The organism is Sphingopyxis italica (assembly GCF_011926545.1).
Taxonomy (GTDB): domain Bacteria; phylum Pseudomonadota; class Alphaproteobacteria; order Sphingomonadales; family Sphingomonadaceae; genus Sphingopyxis; species Sphingopyxis italica.
The window spans coordinates 102151-119586 of the sequence record NZ_JAATIT010000007.1 but is presented as its reverse complement, the minus strand read 5'-3'; the positions used below and the strand labels follow the sequence as shown (position 1 = coordinate 119586).

18 protein-coding genes and 1 tRNA gene are annotated in these 17436 nt (G+C 63.3%); 7 read left to right on the top strand and 12 right to left on the bottom strand.

Annotated elements, in window-relative coordinates; genetic code table 11:
- Positions 1 to 317 precede the first annotated feature (317 nt).
- Positions 318 to 602: a helix-turn-helix domain-containing protein gene (locus GGR90_RS19790; protein ID WP_381448624.1), complete on the top strand. Its 285-nt coding sequence runs from the start codon at positions 318 to 320 to the stop codon at positions 600 to 602.
- Positions 602 to 1498 (top strand): hypothetical protein, encoded by an 897-nt coding sequence (locus GGR90_RS18905; protein ID WP_167922962.1) that lies wholly within the window; start codon positions 602 to 604, stop codon positions 1496 to 1498. The genes GGR90_RS19790 and GGR90_RS18905 overlap by 1 nt, the downstream gene beginning before the upstream one ends.
- A gap of 164 nt (positions 1499 to 1662) precedes the next feature.
- Here GGR90_RS18905 and GGR90_RS18900 read toward each other — a convergent pair whose 3' ends face one another.
- Positions 1663 to 2895: a tyrosine-type recombinase/integrase gene (locus GGR90_RS18900; RefSeq protein ID WP_167922961.1), complete on the bottom strand. Its 1233-nt coding sequence runs from the start codon at positions 2893 to 2895 to the stop codon at positions 1663 to 1665.
- A 205-nt stretch (positions 2896 to 3100) separates the two neighbouring features.
- Positions 3101 to 3174: transfer RNA gene (locus GGR90_RS18895), tRNA-Gly, on the bottom strand.
- A gap of 292 nt (positions 3175 to 3466) precedes the next feature.
- Here GGR90_RS18895 and GGR90_RS18890 point away from each other — a divergent pair.
- The gene (locus GGR90_RS18890; RefSeq protein WP_167922960.1) at positions 3467 to 5863 is read left to right on the top strand and encodes a membrane-bound PQQ-dependent dehydrogenase, glucose/quinate/shikimate family; all 2397 of its coding nucleotides are present in this window, start codon (positions 3467 to 3469) and stop codon (positions 5861 to 5863) included.
- A 354-nt stretch (positions 5864 to 6217) separates the two neighbouring features.
- Complete coding sequence (locus tag GGR90_RS18885; RefSeq protein ID WP_167922959.1) at positions 6218 to 6499, top strand: hypothetical protein; 282 nt, start codon at positions 6218 to 6220, stop codon at positions 6497 to 6499.
- A gap of 11 nt (positions 6500 to 6510) precedes the next feature.
- Here GGR90_RS18885 and GGR90_RS18880 read toward each other — a convergent pair whose 3' ends face one another.
- The 10 genes from GGR90_RS18880 to GGR90_RS18835 all read right to left on the bottom strand — a co-directional run bounded on the left by GGR90_RS18880 (position 6511) and on the right by GGR90_RS18835 (position 14430).
- Positions 6511 to 7629 (bottom strand): glycoside hydrolase family 130 protein, encoded by a 1119-nt coding sequence (locus GGR90_RS18880; protein WP_167922958.1) that lies wholly within the window; start codon positions 7627 to 7629, stop codon positions 6511 to 6513.
- 38 nt (positions 7630 to 7667) lie between these two features.
- The gene (locus GGR90_RS18875) at positions 7668 to 8171 is read right to left on the bottom strand and encodes a CinA family protein (RefSeq protein WP_167922957.1); all 504 of its coding nucleotides are present in this window, start codon (positions 8169 to 8171) and stop codon (positions 7668 to 7670) included.
- Between the two features lie 10 nt (positions 8172 to 8181).
- On the bottom strand, positions 8182 to 8664 hold the full coding sequence (locus GGR90_RS18870; protein ID WP_167922956.1) for a hemerythrin domain-containing protein: 483 nt from the start codon (positions 8662 to 8664) through the stop codon (positions 8182 to 8184).
- 121 nt (positions 8665 to 8785) lie between these two features.
- Positions 8786 to 10093: a glycoside hydrolase family 130 protein gene (locus GGR90_RS18865; protein ID WP_167922955.1), complete on the bottom strand. Its 1308-nt coding sequence runs from the start codon at positions 10091 to 10093 to the stop codon at positions 8786 to 8788.
- A 74-nt stretch (positions 10094 to 10167) separates the two neighbouring features.
- A complete protein-coding gene (locus GGR90_RS18860; protein ID WP_167922954.1) occupies positions 10168 to 11385 on the bottom strand; it encodes a zinc-dependent alcohol dehydrogenase in 1218 nt (405 codons plus the stop codon).
- A gap of 10 nt (positions 11386 to 11395) precedes the next feature.
- A complete protein-coding gene (locus tag GGR90_RS18855; protein WP_167922953.1) occupies positions 11396 to 12061 on the bottom strand; it encodes an SRPBCC family protein in 666 nt (221 codons plus the stop codon).
- A gap of 96 nt (positions 12062 to 12157) precedes the next feature.
- On the bottom strand, positions 12158 to 12526 hold the full coding sequence (locus GGR90_RS18850; protein ID WP_167922848.1) for a hypothetical protein: 369 nt from the start codon (positions 12524 to 12526) through the stop codon (positions 12158 to 12160).
- Positions 12516 to 13100 carry a DUF4142 domain-containing protein gene (locus tag GGR90_RS18845; protein ID WP_167922952.1) on the bottom strand — a complete coding sequence of 195 codons (585 nt, stop codon included), beginning with the start codon at positions 13098 to 13100 and terminating at the stop codon, positions 12516 to 12518. The genes GGR90_RS18850 and GGR90_RS18845 overlap by 11 nt, the downstream gene beginning before the upstream one ends.
- Before the next feature lie 146 nt (positions 13101 to 13246).
- Positions 13247 to 14002 (bottom strand): SDR family oxidoreductase, encoded by a 756-nt coding sequence (locus GGR90_RS18840; protein ID WP_167922951.1) that lies wholly within the window; start codon positions 14000 to 14002, stop codon positions 13247 to 13249.
- Between the two features lie 140 nt (positions 14003 to 14142).
- On the bottom strand, positions 14143 to 14430 hold the full coding sequence (locus GGR90_RS18835; RefSeq protein ID WP_167922950.1) for a hypothetical protein: 288 nt from the start codon (positions 14428 to 14430) through the stop codon (positions 14143 to 14145).
- Between the two features lie 675 nt (positions 14431 to 15105).
- On the opposite strand from GGR90_RS18835, the gene GGR90_RS18830 reads away from it, so the two are divergent.
- From GGR90_RS18830 to GGR90_RS18820, 3 genes are all read left to right on the top strand, one after another.
- Positions 15106 to 15873 (top strand): helix-turn-helix domain-containing protein, encoded by a 768-nt coding sequence (locus tag GGR90_RS18830; RefSeq protein WP_167922949.1) that lies wholly within the window; start codon positions 15106 to 15108, stop codon positions 15871 to 15873.
- Between the two features lie 63 nt (positions 15874 to 15936).
- Positions 15937 to 16983 (top strand): sensor histidine kinase, encoded by a 1047-nt coding sequence (locus GGR90_RS18825; protein WP_167922948.1) that lies wholly within the window; start codon positions 15937 to 15939, stop codon positions 16981 to 16983.
- Between the two features lie 10 nt (positions 16984 to 16993).
- The gene (locus GGR90_RS18820; protein WP_167922947.1) at positions 16994 to 17359 is read left to right on the top strand and encodes a response regulator; all 366 of its coding nucleotides are present in this window, start codon (positions 16994 to 16996) and stop codon (positions 17357 to 17359) included.
- The last annotated feature ends 77 nt before the right edge of the window (positions 17360 to 17436 follow it).

Below are 17436 nucleotides of genomic sequence, written 5' to 3'. Positions count from 1 at the left end.
GCTCCGCTGCACAGGCCATTGCTTACACCGCGCTCATGCGCAACAAAGCTGCTGGGCTCTAATCCCGGCTGGTGGAAACCAGGGGGTCACGTCACCTCATCAAAGTGATCTTCATCAGCATAAAATGAAGGCCGTCGAAAAATTTCGGCTTCCAGTTCCGAAACTTTTTTCACCAGCTTGACTCCCTTGGAGAAATTTATCCCTACCGATTGGGATTAAATTTCCCCGGAAATCTAAGAAAAATCGAGCGCCAGATGCAAGATAAATTTGTTTTCAAAGCCTGTTCCGCGTGTAGGTGACTACGCCTCTCAACAGCAATGGAGGCTAACATGACAAAATCAGGAATCATTTTCGAAGGGATCTCGGCAGGACAGCCAAACTCGGTTTTTCCGGTTTCTTCCATTCATCTTCCTGCGCTCGTAAGCATCAGAGAATTTTGCCGCTGTATGTCGATTGGAAGGACGACGGCCTATTCGTTGATCAATTCCGGTGACGTTGAGATCTGCCGAATAGGTCGTCGGACTCTGGTAAAGGTCGAAAGTGTCGCGAAGCTAGTGGCGGACGGAACAATCCCTAGTTCGAAATCCGCAGGAGACCGTTGATGTCCCGGCGCAGCATCAATGATCTTTTGAAACCGAAAAAGCTCTACTGTCCCAGCAAGGCAGATCGGACGGGAGCAAAAGGCAGATTTGAAACGAAAGCTAGCGCGAGGGCTGAGGACGCGAAGCGAGCAATGAGCCTAAGGCGATGTGCTGAGAAATTTCCTGAGATAATCAACGCAGAAGCCGCGATTAAGCTTGCCGACAAATTGTCCGCGAGTGCTGGCGAAAAGCCACCAGCCACTCTGGCGTCAGCGACTTTTTATCGCGCGCGACGAAATGCGGTCGGGGGACAATTGTGGCAACTCGTCGAGACGTGCGGGATCGCCCCCATAGTAACTGCCACAATCATTCCGGAAGGTTGGGATATACCCGGCCTTGACCTCGACCAAGTTGACCCCGTCAGATTTATGGAGCGCTTTCGGAAGGCGCTGAACAGATGCGGCGCCGTCGGCAGCAGCGGCTTTATATTTGCGTTCATGCACGGAGAATATGAAGCTAGTGCAGATGTTTGGCAGCTCCATGTCCATCTTGTGGCCGGTGGAGAGATGGTCGACGTTTTGAAGAGACTGAAAAAATTGAAGGGATATCGCACAAAACGAGCTGCAGGCTACGGCACCGCTAGCCCAGTCTACCGCCGTATTAGAATCTCAGATAAGCCGCTGACGAATTTGCCAGATCCGCTCACCTACCCGATGCAATCGTTCTGGCCAGCCCGTGCGAGGTACGAAACCGACAAAGGTTCCAAGCGGCAAATAGTGAAACGCCGAATTGTCGAACCGTTCCACACTCTTCAACTCCTTTGGATCGACCGATTCTCCTTCAAAGATTTGTCGCTCCTAATGGGCTTAAGAGTAACATCCTCAGGGCTCAAACTGACCCGTCAATCCGGTACATGAAACTCGATCCAGAACCTTAGCAACATCACTGGAGATCACCGTATATCCTCGACTATTGGGCTGGTTGGGTCAGTTGCCCCACAACACGGGGCGTAACACTACACGGCGCAAACCTCGGGGCACTCCAATCTCTCGCCTGCTCCGATCGATAGGTGGGACACCGGTCAAATTTGACCGGTGTCCGACGAGATGTTTTTCTCTGACCCAACCCGGAGCTGATCAAGATAGTCGCTCCACCACTGGGCCATTTCAACGCGCTCCTGCCAATGCGCGCCGCGATGGTAGGCCGCGCGCACCTTGTCGCCATCGGCATGGGCCAGTGCTCGCTCTATCGCGTCGGGGTGCCATTTCCCTGACTCATTTAGGAGCGTAGAGGCCATCGCTCGAAACCCATGCGCGGTCATTTCCTGACTGGTGTAGCCGAGCCTGCGCAAGCCCGCATTTACCGTGTTTTCGCTCATCGGCCGCGCACGAGACCGTAACGATGGAAAAACGTAGCCGCTCGGTCCTGTATGAGATTTAGCCTTTTTAAAAAATGCTATCACTTGGCGCGATAGCGGCACGACGTGCGCCTTTCTCATTTTCATCTTTTCAGACGGGATGGTCCAAATCGCATTTTCCAGATCAATCTCGCTCCAATCAGCATGTCGCAATTCGCCGGGGCGGACGAAAACATGGGGCGCTAACTGCATTGCCAACTTGGTGTGTCCCTGTCCGTCATAGCCGTCGATTGCACGCAGCAACTCCCCAACCCTGCTCGCATCCGTAATAGCTCCATAATGCGTGACGGTGGGAGCCGTGAGGGCACCGCGTAGATCGCGGGTAGGATCCGAGCGCAGGCGCGCTGTCGCCACGGCGTACCGAAACACCATGCTTGCCAACTGAAGGGTTCGCCGCGCACTTTCGAGATTGCCTTTGCTCTCGATTTTGCGAACGGCGGCCAGAATGTCTGAAGGCTCAATATCAGCAATTGCCAGCCGCCCAATGCCGCTATTCAGCAAGGACAGGAGATATTCACTCCGGGTAGCCGTGGCTGGCGCCCAACCTTTCTCACCATCACGCCTGCGTTTGGCGCAATATTCGTCCGCGATGGCGGTAAAGGTATCCGCCGCCTGCGCGCGGGAACGCAACTTGTCGCGCTGTTTTTCCCGTGATGGATCTTTGCCCAGCGCGATCATCGTCCGCGCTTCCTCCCGGCGTTTGCGGGCGTTGCTGAGGCTGACCTCTGGATAAGCGCCCATAGCTAAGAGCTTTTCCCTACCATCAATGCGATATTTGAGTCGCCACAGCTTGCCGCCTGCCGGAGTGACGAGCAAAAACATGCCCGCGCCATCCGCCAGTTTGATCGGCTTTGGGCCGGGCTTTGCATTCCGGATCGCCAAGTCAGTTAAAGCCATTGGGTCGCCCCCCAAATTACCGCATCAACAAATACCCCCAATCTTGGGGGTATCGCATTAGCCACGTGGCGACACCCCCCAATGATACCACCACAGGCGACGACTGTGAGCGAACATGGGCGAGCACCCGCGGCGCAACAGCTGCAATATACCGCAGAATTTCAAGGGGTGTCCAGACGAATGCGAACGTCGGCGAGCAAGGACCTGGAGCGGGTAGCGGGAATCGAACCCGCCTAGCTAGCTTGGAAGGCTAGAGCATTACCACTATGCTATACCCGCATCGCCAAGTCGGCGGCGATTGCCAGTTTGATCGGTCGCCGTCAAGCGCGCCATTGCCATTCCACGTCGCCCCCGCGCCCGCGTATCCCTATCCGCTGCGGCTTCGCCGTCGGGCAACGTTTCGACGCATCATTTTTCGAAGCAATGCGTTGGAGGCAATGACCAGCACCCTCGCGCACCGGCACGCAGCGGTTTCATGTGAGAGAGGGTGTTCGAACGGCCGTCGCCCGATGCCCTGATAAGAGCCCGGACACGCCCGCAGGGACGATCGCTGCACCGAAAGGACATCGCGATGCTCCGACTGCGCCAGATTTTCTCCGCCCCTCTCCTCCCCCTGATCACCGGAGTGATCGTGGCGGCGATCGGCATCATCCTCCTGATCGGCGGCATCTGGCTGACGGCGCTCGGCGGATCGGCCTATTATCTGATCGCCGGCGGCGCGATGCTGGCTGGCGGCCTGCTGCTGATACGCGGCCGGATATTGGGCGGCTGGATCTATGTCGCCGTCGTGTTCTGCACGCTCGTGTGGGCGCTGTGGGAAGTCGGCGGCAATGGCTGGGCGCTCGTCCCTCGCGTCGTCGCCCCCCTCGTCCTGCTGCTGCTCGTGATCTTTGCGATGGCCGCGCTCTCCACCCGGCCGCGCCGCTGGCGGCTGGCGCTCGCGGGAAGCGGCCTTGTCGTCCTCGTCGCCGTGGCGAGCGGTGCGATGCTCGGCTGGCTCAATAGCGCCCGGCCGCTGCAAGATCTTCCGGCGAGCCGCTGGGCGATGGCCGACCCGGCGCTCATGCAAACGGGCAGCGATTGGCCGGCCTATGGCGGCAGCTACAGCGCCCGGCGCTATTCTCCGCTCGCGCAGATCACGCCGGCCAATGTCGGCAAGCTGGAGCGCGCCTGGCTGATCCACACCGGCGATATGCCGTCGAAGGCGGCGCATGGCACCTATGGCGCGGAGAATACGCCGCTGAAGATCGGCGACAGCCTTTATGTCTGCACGCCCAAGAATATCGTCCTCGCGCTCGATCCGGCGACCGGGCGGCAACGCTGGCGCTTCGACCCCAAGGTGTCCGACGACGCGATCCCCTATACCGCCGCCTGCCGCGGGGTGAGCTATTATGCGCTGCCCGGGGCGGCCGCCGATCAGGCCTGCGCGCGGCGGATCATCTTCGGCACGCTCGACGCGCGCCTGTTCGCGCTCGATGCGGCGACCGGCCGGCCGTGTCAGGACTTCGGCACCAATGGTCAAGTCGACACGAAGATCGGCATGGGCCGCACCCCGCCGGGATATGTCTCGATCAACTCGCCGCCGACGATCGTGCGCGGCATCATCGTTACCGGACATCAGGTCCTCGACGGACAGAGCCGCTGGGCGCCGTCGGGGGTGATCCGCGGCTTCGACGCGGCCACCGGCAAGCTCGCCTGGGCATGGGATATGATGAACCCCGACTGGAGCGGCTATCCGCCGCCGGGAGAGACGTGGGCGCGCGGGACGCCTAACATGTGGACAATCGCATCGGGCGACGAAGCCCTGGGCCTCGTCTATCTGCCTATGGGCAATGCCGCCGCCGACTATTATTCGAGCCTGCGCCGCCCGGCCGAGAATGAATATGCGACTTCGCTCGTCGCGCTCGACGTGGCCACCGGCAAGCCGCGCTGGCATTTTCAAGCGGTGAAGAAGGACGTCTGGGATTATGATTTCGGGGCACAGGCGACGCTGATCGACTATCCCGGCCCCGACGGCGCGATCCCCGCGCTCGTGCTGCCGAGCAAGCAGGGCGACATCTATATTCTCGACCGGCGCACCGGGCGTCCGCTCACCCCGGCCGGCACGATCGAGGCCCCGGGCGGCGGGGTCGAGCCGGCCGAGCGGTCGCCGACGCAGATCGTGTCGCTGTGGCATACGCTCCGCAAGCCCGACCTTATCGAGCGCGATATGTGGGGCATGTCGCCGATCGACCAGATGATCTGCCGCATCCAGTTCCGCAAGGCGAGCTACAAGGGTTTCTACACCCCGCCGACGAGCGAGCGCCGGTCGATCGAATATCCGGGCTATAATGGCGGAACCGACTGGGGCGGCGTCGCGGTCGATCCGGTTCGCGGCGTGATCGTCGCCAATTACAACGACATGCCCAACTATGTCCGCCTCGTGCCGCGCGCCGAGGCGAACAGGCGAGGCTGGGCGCCGCGCGATCAGGCCCGCGGCGAGATCGGCGGGGCCGAGGGCGCGGGCGACCCGCAGGCCGGCACCCCCTATGCGATCGACGTCAACGCCGGCTGGCGCCTGCCCTTCACCGGGATGCTGTGCAAGCAGCCGCCCTATGGCGGCATCCGCGCGATCGACATCGCGACCGGCAAGACGATCTGGGACCGCCCCTTTGGCACCGCGCGCACCAACGGCCCCTTCGGCATCCCCTCGATGCTGCCGATCACCATCGGCACGCCGAACAATGGCGGCGCGGTGATTACCGCGAGCGGGCTGATCTTCATCGCGGCGGCGACCGACAATCTGATCCGCGCGATCGACTTGAAAACGGGCAGGACGATCTGGTCCGACGTCCTGCCCGCGGGCGGTCAGGCGACGCCGATGATCTATGAGGCGAACGGCAAGCAATATGTCGTGATTTATGCCGGCGGCCATCATTTCATGGAGACGCCGATCGGCGACGAAGTGATCGCCTACGCGCTGCCGTGAGCGGGTCCTGACCCATGGCGGCGAGTAAGCGCATCGGCCATATCAAGGCCAATATCGTCCTTTACAATCGAGGTCGAATTGGAGACCGCCTCGCCCCTGTTCAGCTCGATCTATATTCGGCCCGAGAAACGCGAGGATGCGGTCGTCGAATATCGCCGGGGGTCGCCGGTCTAGATAGCGGCTTGGGGATGAAGGCGACGTCGGGCCGGACCGAAGGGTGGGCGCCGCCGCGACGGCGGCGCCGTTCGCTTAACCTGGGATAAGCGTCCCGAAATCAGTCGTGCGTTTCGAACGAACCGTGCAACTCCGCGCGGCGGAAAGCGTCGTTCCGGAAGAACAGCGAAGGATGAAGTCATGGCAAGCGCAACAAAAAACGGTTCAGGACTGGGAAAGATATTGGCGCTCGGGACGCTCGGCGCGCTTTTCTGGTTTACGCGCAAGTCCGCACCTCAGGCGACAAAGGGCGAACGGCATAGCGCGGCCTTTGCCGACGGCGAGACCCAATCGGAGAATTTCGACCAGACCCGTTCGGCGGGCCCGGAAGGCATGCGCGACGAGGTGAAGCGCCCGTGGGAAAATGTGGATCAAGCCTCGGACGAATCCTTCCCCGCGAGCGATCCGCCGGCGACCTATTGAGGTCCCTATGCTCAAAGGCCGAAATGCGACTTGGGGATATGGGTGATGCGGCAAGCCAGGTCAGCTTCACCCGACGCGACGATGAAATAGTCGCCGGCGTCGGCGATGCCCGTCGTGAAGACGACGTCGCGTAGATACATCTTGTCTTCGAGCGGCCGCGTCAGGTCGGGCTTCGCCTCAAGCAGCGGCCGATGCTCGCTTTCGAGGACATGCGACGGATCGTCGGGATCGAGGATCGACCAATAGGTGCGATAGATGCCGACGATTTCCTTCGGCTCGACGCCATGCCATAAAGTCAGCCAGCCGCGCTCGGTAAGGATCGGCGGGGTTCCGCCGCCTATCCGGGCGGTCGCGACCGTATCGGCATGCGGCCGCAGCCCCGGCTCGCGCCGCGGCTTCCAGTGCAGCGCGTCGGGCGAGGAGGCGAGGTTGATCGACGGGCCGGCCCGCCACGGGCTCCCCGGCGGATAGGTGAAATAGAGCGCGCCGAGGGGCCGCGTCTGCGCCCAATACTGGCCGGCGATCCGGCCTTCGAAGATCAGCATGTCCTTGTTCTGGTGATCGAGCACGATGTCCTCGAAGCGCCAGTCGAGTCCGTTCTCCGAGCTGTAAAGCGTCGTCGAATGGCGTTCGGGACTGACCGAGCAGCTCGTCATCAGCCAGCGGCCCTCGAGCCGGCTGATCCGCGCATCCTCGACGCCATAGCATTGGAAGGCGGCGTGCGGCGCCACCGCCCGGTCGTAATGCACCGCGACGACCTCCAGCCCGTCAGGGGCCAGTTCGACCGGCAGCAGCCAGGAGAGCGAGGTCAGCGCCATGACCTGCCAGCTGCCGCCGTGGACGAGGAATTTTCGCGGATCGGCGGTGTCGCACAGTTCGAGCGGCCAGGCGTCGCGGACATAGCGTCCCTCGTCCCAGCGGATGCTGTGAACATGACCGTTCGACACGGGTTCGCGCAGCGCCTCCGCGACACGCACGAGCATCAGCAGATTGCCGCTCGCAAGGCGTGCGAGCCCCGGATTGAAGGCCCCGAGCACGAAGGTCTCGGCATCGAGATGGCCCGCGAGCGGCGAACGCGACAGATCGACATCGTCGGGGCCGAACACCAGCCGGTCGGCCGGAAAATCCATGGATGCTCCTCCTTTCGCGCGGGGGGTGGGGGCAGCGGTCAATCGCCTGTCGGCAACCGCTCTACCGCTTCGCACAGCATCGCAATCGCCTCGGCTACCGCGGCGTCGAGCATGGCGCGCCGGCCGATCTCGCCGAAATGGCATGTGCGGCTGAGCGCCCCCCGTCCGTGTACCGCGCAGGCAAGATGGACGAGGCCGACTTCCTCATCGCCCTCGCGCGGGCCGCAAAAGCCGGTGATCGCGATCGCGACGTCGGCGCGGCTTTTGTGAAGCGCAGCCTCGGCCAGCGCCGCCGTCACGCTCGCGCCGACGCCTTGCGAGCGTTCGGCCAGGGCGCGCGATATGCCGAGCATCTCGCACTTCGCATCGACCGAATAGACGACATAGCCGCGCTCAAGATGCGAGCCGAGCGCGGTGTGACCGGCAAGCGCCGCCGCCAGCTGGCCGCCGGTGCAGCTTTCGGCCGTCGCGAAACGGATATCGCCGTCGGCAACGCGCCCCGCCAGTTCGGCGAGGCGCTTGCCGATGGGATCCGGCGTCATCGCTACATCGTCACGAGCCGGCCTGCGGCAGTCCCGCGGTTTCGGCCTGACGCTTCAGTTCCTCCTTGCGCGCAAGCATTTGCTCGCCAAGCGCATCCAGATCGACCTCGGCGGCACGCGCCTGCTGGAACATATTGTCGTGCTGCTTTTCCTCTTCCTTCACATGATGCTTGATCTCTTCGGACAGCACCGTGACCTTCGCTTCGAAATATTCGTCGCCGGGGCCGGAGGCGAGAATGTCGTTGATGAGCACCTTCGCACCGTCATGCTCGACATAGGCTTCTTTCAACAGATCGTCGTCGATCTTGCCCTTCAGCGCCGGATAGAAAACTTCCTCCTCGATCTGCGCGTGGATCTTGAGTTCGGTGCAGATTTTCTCGGCGATCTTGGCCTTGCGGTCCGAACCGCTGGCCTTCTCGAACTCCTCGAACAGGGCCTCGACCGCGCGGTGGTCGGCGGCGAGGATATGGGTGGCGTCGGTATCGTTCGGCATGATGATCTCCGTGGAAATGGGCCCTCGCCTGTCAACGCGCCGCTGGTTCGGGAAGTTGCGGAAATCGAAGGCCCGCAGGGTTTTTCCGGCGGCTTTTATAACTTGCGGCAATATCGCGGAGCTAAACCATCGACCGGAGCAGATCGGGAACGGTCGTCGTCGCGAAACCGATCGCGCTGTCCGATATGCCATAAGGAATGAAAAGCTCGTTTCCGGTCGCCAGCGCGCCGCAGGTATAGACCACATTGGGCACATAGCCTTCGCGGTCACTTTCAGCGGCCGAGAGGATCGGACAGGCGGTCCGCCCAAGGATTTTCGACGGATCATCCTTGTCGAGCAGCGCCGCGCCGAGGCTGTATTTGCGCATCGCCCCGACGCCGTGGGTCAGCAATATCCATCCCTCGTCGCATTCGATCGGACTGCCGCAATTGCCCATCTGGACGAGCTCCCACGGGAAGGCCGGGCTCAGCAGCGGCCGTCCCTCGTCGTCCCAGTCGGTCAGGCTGTCGGAGGCGAGCAGCGTGATATTCTTGCCATCCTGCCGCCCGACCGTCAGATAACGGCCGCCGACCTTCCTCGGAAACAGCGCCATCCCCTTGTTGCGCGCGGCGCGGCCCGAAAGCGGTTCGAGGCAGAAGCTCGCGAAATCATTGGTGCGCAGCAATTCGGAACGGATGGAATGGCCCGAATAGGCCGTATAGGTGCCGAGATATTCGGTGCTGCCGTCGTCGTGCGCGAACCGCACCAGCCGCAGATCCTCGAGCCCGTTGCGCTGCGCTTCGGTGACCGGAAACAGCACGCTGTTCGAGATCGGGCTGTCGGGTTGCCGGTGAACGGTCACCGCGTCCGCTGGCTCGAGATGATGCCGGTCGTCGGCGACCGCCGCCATCGCGGGGCCCGACTGCGGCCACAGGCTGAAGTCGCCATCGGGGCCGACGATCCCCTCGCGAAACGCGATCGAACTGATATGCCCCTCACCCACCGCGCGCATCGACATGACGAAGCGCAGCTGGTCGCGGTCGAGGCCGCTCTGGTCGGGATGCAGGACGATGCTCGGGTTCATCAGCGCCGCTGCGGCGTAGCTGTATTCGTGGCAGAAATAGGCGCCGATCAGCCGGCGCTTGACCGACGAAATCGCGCCCGCGTCGAGCATCAGATCCTCGGCGATCTCGGCGAAACGGTCGTCGAAGATGCGGCCGATCTGCCAGTGCCGCTCCGAAAAATCCTTCCAGACGAGGCCGAGCTCGAGTTCGGCCTGATCCTCGTCGAGCCGCAACAGATCCTCGACCAGTTGCGCCGAACGCGAGGGTTCCGAAACGCTCGACTGCCATGCGAGGTGAAAGGGCCGCAGCACGACTCGCGACGGATCCGCCGTCAGTTTCTCGCCAAGGATACGAAGCGGCGTCTGATCGGGTCGGCAATTGAGCATGCAGAATCCTGTCTGGGGCCCCCACGCCCAGAATGTTTTGCCGCGCGCCGATAAGCAAGTCCAAACGAACCGGCTCAGGCGTGCGCCATCTCCTGCACCGCCTCGATCGCACCTTTCGGAAGGCCCGGCTTGAGGACGATCTTGGTGTAGCTGTTCTGCTCATCGTGCCAGTGCCTGTACATTTCGGCGGCATCTTCGAGCGGGGCGTGGTGCGAAATCAGCGAGACGGTGTCGAACTTGCCGTCGCGGATCATGTCCAGAAGCTCGCCCGTATAACGCTGCACATGCGTCTGGCCGCTCTTCACGGTCAGGCCCTTTTCCATCAGCTGCCCGAGCGGGAATTTATCGGTGAAGCCGCCATAGACGCCGGGGATCGAGAGCCGCCCGCCCTTGCGGCAGGCGAGGATCGCCTGACGCAGCGCATGCGGGCGCTCGGTCCCGAGATAGAATTTGGCCTTCACCTGATCGAGAACATTGTCGACGGTGAAGCCGTGGCTTTCCATGCCGACGCAGTCGATGCAGGCGTCGGGGCCGATCCCGCCGGTCATTTCGTCGAGCGCTTCGCGCACGTCGACCTCGCGATAGTCGAGCACCTCGGCGCCATATTTGCGCGCGAGCGCGAGGCGGGTCGGGAAATGGTCGATCGCGATCACCCGCTCCGCGCCGAGCAACAGCGCGGCCTGGATCGTGAACAGCCCGACCGGGCCGCAGCCCCACACCGCGACCGTATCGCCGGGCTCGATGTCGGCGTTGACCGCCGCCTGCCATCCGGTGGGCAGAATATCGGACAGGAAGAGGACGTCGTCGTCGGACAGGTCGTCGGGAATCACGACCGGGCCGACATCCGAATAGGGCACGCGCACATATTCGGCCTGTCCGCCGGCATAGCCGCCGGTCAGATGCGCATAGCCGAAGGCGGCGCCCATCGCATGGCCCATCATCAATTCGGACGCGTCGCGCGTCTCGCTCGGGTTGCTGTTGTCGCACGCGCTAAATTGCTGCCGCTCGCAAAAGAAGCATTGGCCGCAGCTGATCGTGAAGGGAACGACGACGCGCTGCCCCTTCTTCAGCGTCGAGCCGGCGCCGGTTTCGACGACCTCGCCCATGAACTCGTGCCCGACGATGTCCCCCGCGCGCATTCCCGGGATATAGCCGTCGTAGAGATGGAGGTCCGAACCGCAGATCGCGGTCGAGGTGACGCGCAGGATCGCATCGCGCGGATTGACGATTTCGGGATCGGGGACGGTTTCGACGCTGATCTTGTGGCGTCCCTGCCAGGTTACGGCGCGCATGGCCTTCTCCTTAGATATGGGGCTGTGTGGCGGTTTCGGACGAGCGGGCGGACGGCGACGCGTTGCTCGTCACCTCGCCCGTTTCCATGAGCTGCTTGAAGCGGTGGAGGTCGCGCCGCGCCTGCACCTCGGGCTCGCGCTGGAGCAGCTTCGCGCCCAGGCGGCCGAGCGTCCCGCCCGGAGGGTCATAGGCGAGGATCAGACTGACATAGGTCCCGCGCCCGTTGGGAGCATCGGTGAAGCGAACCTCGCCACTGTTGGCGATGTCGGACTCGGGCGTGCTCTGCCAGAAGATCGATTCGCCGGGGATCGTTTCGGTGATGCGGTTCACCAGCGTGACTTCGCGCCCCGCAGGCGCCTTGATCGTCCATTTGGACACGCCGTCGCCGGCCTCTTCGACCGCGACGACATTTTCCATGAACTCGGGAAAACGCTTCGCATCCCACGCCGCGAACAGCTCTTCGCGCGGGCGATTGATCAGCAGCGACTTGCCGAAGAGCGCGCGATCGGATTTCCGTTCCTTGGTCCAGTGCGGCGCGTCGGTGGGAAAAGCGGGCCGATCCGCGTTTCGCCGGCGTTGCCAAAGCGCGAGGCCGACACCGGCCGCTGCCAATCCGACTCCCGCCGCCGCGAGCAGAAACGGATCCGGATTCGTTCGATGGGTGAAATAGGACATGATTTCCTCCCGCCCGGCGCGTGCCGGGCGTCGTTGATGGCGGCACCGCGATCGAGGCGCCTGTTTACGGAGCGAGCAAGACGGAACGCCCCAGGACTACCGGCTGCCGCCTATCGGCGCGTCGGCGCCCTCCTTCGGACCGCGGTCGGTGGGGATCGGAGCTTGACCGCCGCCGCCCTGCGGGTCGGCATCGAAATCCTCGGGGTTGCCCTTTCCGCCGGCGCCCGCCCCGCTGCCGGTGACGGGTCCGCTTCCCTTGCCGGGCCGATGGCCGCGGTTCGCGTCGGCTTCATCGAGCTTCGCGCGCCGATCCTCCGGATAGTCCTCCGACCGGACCGTACCGACATTGTCGCGATCCTCGACCTTCTCGGGCTTCAGCGATCCCGGCGTCGGAGCGACCGGGCGCTCCTGCGCGTCGGGGCGGGCGTCACCGAGCGGGCCGCGCGGTGTCGCGTCACCCGGCATTGGCCGGCCCCGCCCGCGCCAGCTTCTGCAACTCGGCGATATGCTTTTCGATCACCGGCACGATCTCGCCCGCCGCGGCCTTCAGGCCGGGCGTGTCGCCGCCCGTCGCATAGGCGCGGTGCAGGGCGAGGGCCGCGTCATGCGCCGCCTGCTGGTTACGAATATAGACGGCATCGATACTCGCGGCGTCGGCCGCCTTGATCTCGTCGAGCATCCTTTGCTGTTCGGGGTCGAGCGCGGGCGGCGGCACCGTGATCGAAGCGGCATCCGCCGCCGCTTTCACCTTGGCCGTGGACTCGCCATGATTGTCGATCATCATCTGCGCAAAGGCCTTCACATCGTCGCGCTGCGACTTGGCGCGCAGGGCCTTGGAGGATTCGATCTCCCACATGTCACCGGCTCCGGCCTTGGCGACATAGCCCGCCGCATCGGTCGGCGTTGCAGCCGCAGCCGCGGGTGCGGGCGTTTGCATGGTGGTGTCGGTTGTCGACGTATCCGCGGGCGGCGCCTGGGTGTCGCCGCCGCCGCAAGCCGAAAGCATGGCGGTGGCCGCCAGAAGAGTGAATTTTTTCAACGAACGTCTCCCAATCGTGCCCGCCCGCTCGACCAAGCAACGAGGCCCCCTACCCAAAGTTCCGTGGCTCGGCGCGGTCGCGGCATCCAATTTACCGGAAGCAAACATAGATCAGGATTTCGATCGATCGGTCGCCGCGCGCATCGTCAGGGATGTCCGAGCCGCGTTTCGACGCGCATCAGCGAGACGGCCGTGCGGCGCGGCTGGGTGAGCATGAAATGCGTCGCGACCGCGATGTCCTCGGCGCGCAGCATCTTGTCGACGTTGATCAACTCACGCTGCTTTTCAGGCGGAAACTCGGGATATTGAAAATCGGCGCCGGTGAAGCCGGGCTCGATAAGCCCGACCTTGATGTCCTGTTCGGCAAGCTCCTTGCGGAACGACGGGACGAAGCCCTGGATGCCGGACTTGGCCGCGACATAGACCGAACTGCCCGGCCCTTTCGACACCGCCGACATCGATCCGATGAAGACGATGTCGCTTCCCGCCGACATGCACCGCGCCGCTTCCTGCGCGCAGATCAGATAGGCGGTGAGGTCGGTTTCAAGCTGGTAGCGCGCCTCGCTCTCGCCGCTGTCGGCCAGCGCCGACGCCGGAATCGCGGCGTTGATGACTGCAATGTCGATCTCGCCAAGATAGGCCTTTGCGGCCTCGAAAAAGCGGTCGACATCTTCTGCGATCGACAGGTCGACATTGATGCCGTCGCCCTCTCCCACCTCGTCGATGCGCTTCAGCGCGTCGCCCAGATGCTCGGGCGTCCGGCCGCAGATGAAGACGCGGACGCCATAGCTTGCCAAGAGCACGGCGATCGCGCGACCGATCCCGGTCGTGCCGCCGGTGATGATCGCCTTGCGGCCGTCAAGGCCCGGCCGCTCGGTATGGGCATCCTGTTCGTCGATCATTTCGGGCTCCACTTGTCTCGCGCGCGCTTCGCAGGGCGCACTGCGGCATGCTCCCTCTCTGCTGAGCGACGTGCGGAACGACGCCGAAGTTCCCCGCCGATCGAGGACCGCGGCGTTTTTTCGCGATTATCTGATGCAGGTTATGAAACGGGCGCGGGGCCCATCCGCACATGTTCATGCACGCGCCGGGTCGCCACGCGCTCCTCGTTTCCGATGATCATGTTCGTGGTCGGAAGCAGCTTCCAGATATTGGCGCCCGATTTGGTCATCCGCGCCAACAGCGTCGCGCCCTGCCACAATTCGACATGGACGCCGTCGCTCTCGTTGCGGGCGATCTGGAAGGCATGATCGGGCCCCTCGGCGTGGAAATCGACGCGCCGCAGTCGGGTGCCGGCCGCATCCTGCAATATCATATGAAAGGGACGCATGGCGCTGCTCCTACTGTCGGGAGCAGGTGCGACCCAACTCTCGGCATGTCTTCGATCGGCTGGCCGTAACAACGGGACACCGCGGATATTGCCGGAACCACGCAAAGCCGATCTGGGTGGGACCGCAGCTATCGACGTCTCCATACAGGATTTTCGGCGAAAAGGCCCTAACCTAAGTCATAAATCCCGGTGAGAATCCTGCCACGACGTGCAAGCACCTGATTATGTCGTCCTATATTTTTGAGCCCACCGCCGCACGGTTGCACCGGCAACGTCGCCCGGGACGCGGCCGACGCCGCGCGCGAACCGCCGCCGCTGGCGTCCCGCCTCATGCGCGGGGTCCAGCTTTCGGCCCGAAGCGCCTTTGGTCGGGGTCGCGCTCGAAGCGGAAACCTCCCTTGATACGCTCGTTGAAAAACTGCCCGGCCGAGTCCGCCGCGCATAGCGCGTCCCCGCCGAGCGCCGTCGGTCGCGAGATGGATTCCGCCTTTCCGAATATAATCTGTGATAAGCGCGGCGGAAAAAGCCGACCGGCATATCCTGCTCCGCCGCAACCCTCGCGCGGCGCGCGCGTCCTTTAGTGGTAACGCGCGAAGGACACACGATGACGAATCATCATTCGGGCAAGGACGCCCTGGACCACCGCCTCTCCGGTTTGCGAGCCTGGATTTTATAGTGCCCCCCGAACTTGCCCCCCGCGGCCTCGACTTCCTGCTCAGAAAGCTTTTGAGCCACAGCCTTCTTTCGACCGACGACCAGAATGCGATCGCGGCGCTTCCCTTTTCGCTGCGCCGCCTCGACGCGGGCAGCGTCATCATTCGGGAAGGCGAGCGGTGCGACATTTGCCCCATCCTCCTTTCGGGCTTCGCCTATCGGCATAAAATGACCGGCGACGGCGGGCGGCAGATCGTCGCGCTCAAGCTGCCGGGCGACCCGCTCGATTTTCAATCGCTCTATTTGACCCGCGCCGATCATACGGTTCAGGCGCTGAATCCCGTCGAACTGGCGGTGATCCCCAACCGGGAGATCGAGCGGCTGATCATGGCGCGCCCGTCGCTGTCGCGCGCGGTCGTCGTCGACATATTGATCGAGGCGTCGATCGGCCGCGAATGGTTGCTCAACATCGGGCGGCGCAACGCGCTCGCGCGGCTCGCCCACCTGATCTGCGAAATTCACTACCGCCTTGCGATCAGCGCCACGAGCCTCGTCGAAAGCGACCTTCCGGTAACGCAGGAGCAACTCGCCGATCTGCTCGGGCTGACGCCGGTGCATATCAACCGCACGCTGAAGGAGCTGGAACGCGCGGGGGCGGTCGCGCGCGCGGGGCGGCGCATTCGCATCGGCAATCTCGACCGTCTCCGCGACCTCGCCGACTTCAGCGATCTCTACCTCCATTCTCCAGATGCCACCATGCACGACCGCGGCGTAATGGCGGGCGCCTAGCCGCGATCCGGAACGCCAGCCCCGCGGTGTTCGCGAATATTGTTTTGTGACGGGTTACGCGACATGACCGAACATCCTTCCGATCGGGACATGGCTTGCCAGGCGGAGACCGGTGCGCGGGCGCTGGTCGACCGCATCGCGCAAGCGGTTTGGGAGACCGACGCGCGCGGCATCGTCGTTTCGGACAGTCCCGCATGGCGGCGCCTGACCGGTCAATCGCTTGCCGACCTTCTCGATCGCGGTTGGGTTGCGGCGATCCACCCCGACGAGCGCCGCGATATCCGGCATCAGTGGCGCGCCGCGGTGGCGCGCGGGTGCAGCATCGACATCGAGGCGCGGCTCCAGGTCGAGGGGGGCGGGTATCGATGGAGCCGCCTGTACATCGTGCCGCTCCGCGCCGAGGACGGAAGCGTCCGCAACTGGACCGGCATGAGCATGGACATCAAGGCCCGCAAGGAGGCCGAGCACGTCTTGCGCGAAAGCGAGGCGCGGCTGCAAGGACTGGTCGGCGAACTGCAGCACCGCGTGCGCAACATATTGACGGTGGTGCGATCGGTTTTCTCCCGAACCGTCGAAGGCGAACGCCCGATCGAAGAGATCGCCGAACATTTCCGGGGACGGCTCGACTCGCTTGCCCGCACCCAAGTCATTCTGGCGCAGCATCCCGCAGGATCCATCGACCTGCAAAATCTGATCCGCGACGAATTGCTCAACGCGGGCGTGCAGGACGGCCCGCTGCTCGCGATCGGGGGGCCCGACGTCGGGCTCACGCCGCTCCAGGCGGAATCGCTGGCGCTCGCTTTTCACGAACTCACGACAAACGCTCTAAAATATGGGGCGCTTCGCGTCCCAGGCGGCCATTTGAACATAGGCTGGACCACCAACATAGGTTATGGCGGCGATCGCGTGCTCGACTTTACATGGACCGAACAGGGCGTTCCCGCCATTCCCGTTCGACCCACCTATCGGGGGTTTGGCATGGAGTTGATCAAGGACGCGCTTCCGTATCGATTGGGCGCCGAAACCCGGGTCGAGTTTCTGGGCGGCGGCATCCGCTGCTCGATTTCCTTTCCGCTACCCGAGCAGGACGGATCGGTATCAACAGGGTAAAGGTCGGTCCATGGGGCGCTCACTTGCCGGAAAGCATATCCTGATCGTCGAGGACGAATATTTCATCGCGGCGGATCTCGCGCGGGCGCTCGAGGCCGAAGAGGCGACGATATTGGGTCCGTTCTGCGATCTGGCTCCGGCGCTGGCATCGGCGCGCGACAACCACATCGACGTCGCCCTGCTCGACGTCAATCTCCATGGCGAACATTGCTATCCCGTCGCCGAACTGCTTGAGGACCGGACCGTGCCTTTCCTCTTTGTCACCGGCTATGATCGCGCCGCGCTGCCCGAACGATTTCGCTCGGCGCCAAGATTGACCAAGCCGTTCAGCACCGACGCCGTCCTGCGCGAAATCGGGCGGCTCGCCGCAGATTAGGTTCGAGCGAAGAACAGGCGCAAGCACTGATTTCGCAACCTGGGCTAACTCCGCCGGAATTTGGAGCTGCCGGACGC

Excerpts from the sequence above, each read along its gene's own strand:
- GGR90_RS19790 (WP_381448624.1), top strand. The coding sequence starts at position 318 with ATGGAGGCTAACATGACAAAATCAGGAATCATTTTCGAAGGGATCTCG.
- GGR90_RS18905 (WP_167922962.1), top strand. The coding sequence starts at position 602 with ATGTCCCGGCGCAGCATCAATGATCTTTTGAAACCGAAAAAGCTCTAC.
- GGR90_RS18900 (WP_167922961.1), bottom strand. The coding sequence starts at position 2,895 with ATGGCTTTAACTGACTTGGCGATCCGGAATGCAAAGCCCGGCCCAAAG.
- GGR90_RS18890 (WP_167922960.1), top strand. The coding sequence starts at position 3,467 with ATGCTCCGACTGCGCCAGATTTTCTCCGCCCCTCTCCTCCCCCTGATC.
- GGR90_RS18885 (WP_167922959.1), top strand. The coding sequence starts at position 6,218 with ATGGCAAGCGCAACAAAAAACGGTTCAGGACTGGGAAAGATATTGGCG.
- GGR90_RS18880 (WP_167922958.1), bottom strand. The coding sequence starts at position 7,629 with ATGGATTTTCCGGCCGACCGGCTGGTGTTCGGCCCCGACGATGTCGAT.
- GGR90_RS18875 (WP_167922957.1), bottom strand. The coding sequence starts at position 8,171 with ATGACGCCGGATCCCATCGGCAAGCGCCTCGCCGAACTGGCGGGGCGC.
- GGR90_RS18870 (WP_167922956.1), bottom strand. The coding sequence starts at position 8,664 with ATGCCGAACGATACCGACGCCACCCATATCCTCGCCGCCGACCACCGC.
- GGR90_RS18865 (WP_167922955.1), bottom strand. The coding sequence starts at position 10,093 with ATGCTCAATTGCCGACCCGATCAGACGCCGCTTCGTATCCTTGGCGAG.
- GGR90_RS18860 (WP_167922954.1), bottom strand. The coding sequence starts at position 11,385 with ATGCGCGCCGTAACCTGGCAGGGACGCCACAAGATCAGCGTCGAAACC.
- GGR90_RS18855 (WP_167922953.1), bottom strand. The coding sequence starts at position 12,061 with ATGTCCTATTTCACCCATCGAACGAATCCGGATCCGTTTCTGCTCGCG.
- GGR90_RS18850 (WP_167922848.1), bottom strand. The coding sequence starts at position 12,526 with ATGCCGGGTGACGCGACACCGCGCGGCCCGCTCGGTGACGCCCGCCCC.
- GGR90_RS18840 (WP_167922951.1), bottom strand. The coding sequence starts at position 14,002 with ATGATCGACGAACAGGATGCCCATACCGAGCGGCCGGGCCTTGACGGC.
- GGR90_RS18835 (WP_167922950.1), bottom strand. The coding sequence starts at position 14,430 with ATGCGTCCCTTTCATATGATATTGCAGGATGCGGCCGGCACCCGACTG.
- GGR90_RS18825 (WP_167922948.1), top strand. The coding sequence starts at position 15,937 with ATGACCGAACATCCTTCCGATCGGGACATGGCTTGCCAGGCGGAGACC.
- GGR90_RS18820 (WP_167922947.1), top strand. The coding sequence starts at position 16,994 with ATGGGGCGCTCACTTGCCGGAAAGCATATCCTGATCGTCGAGGACGAA.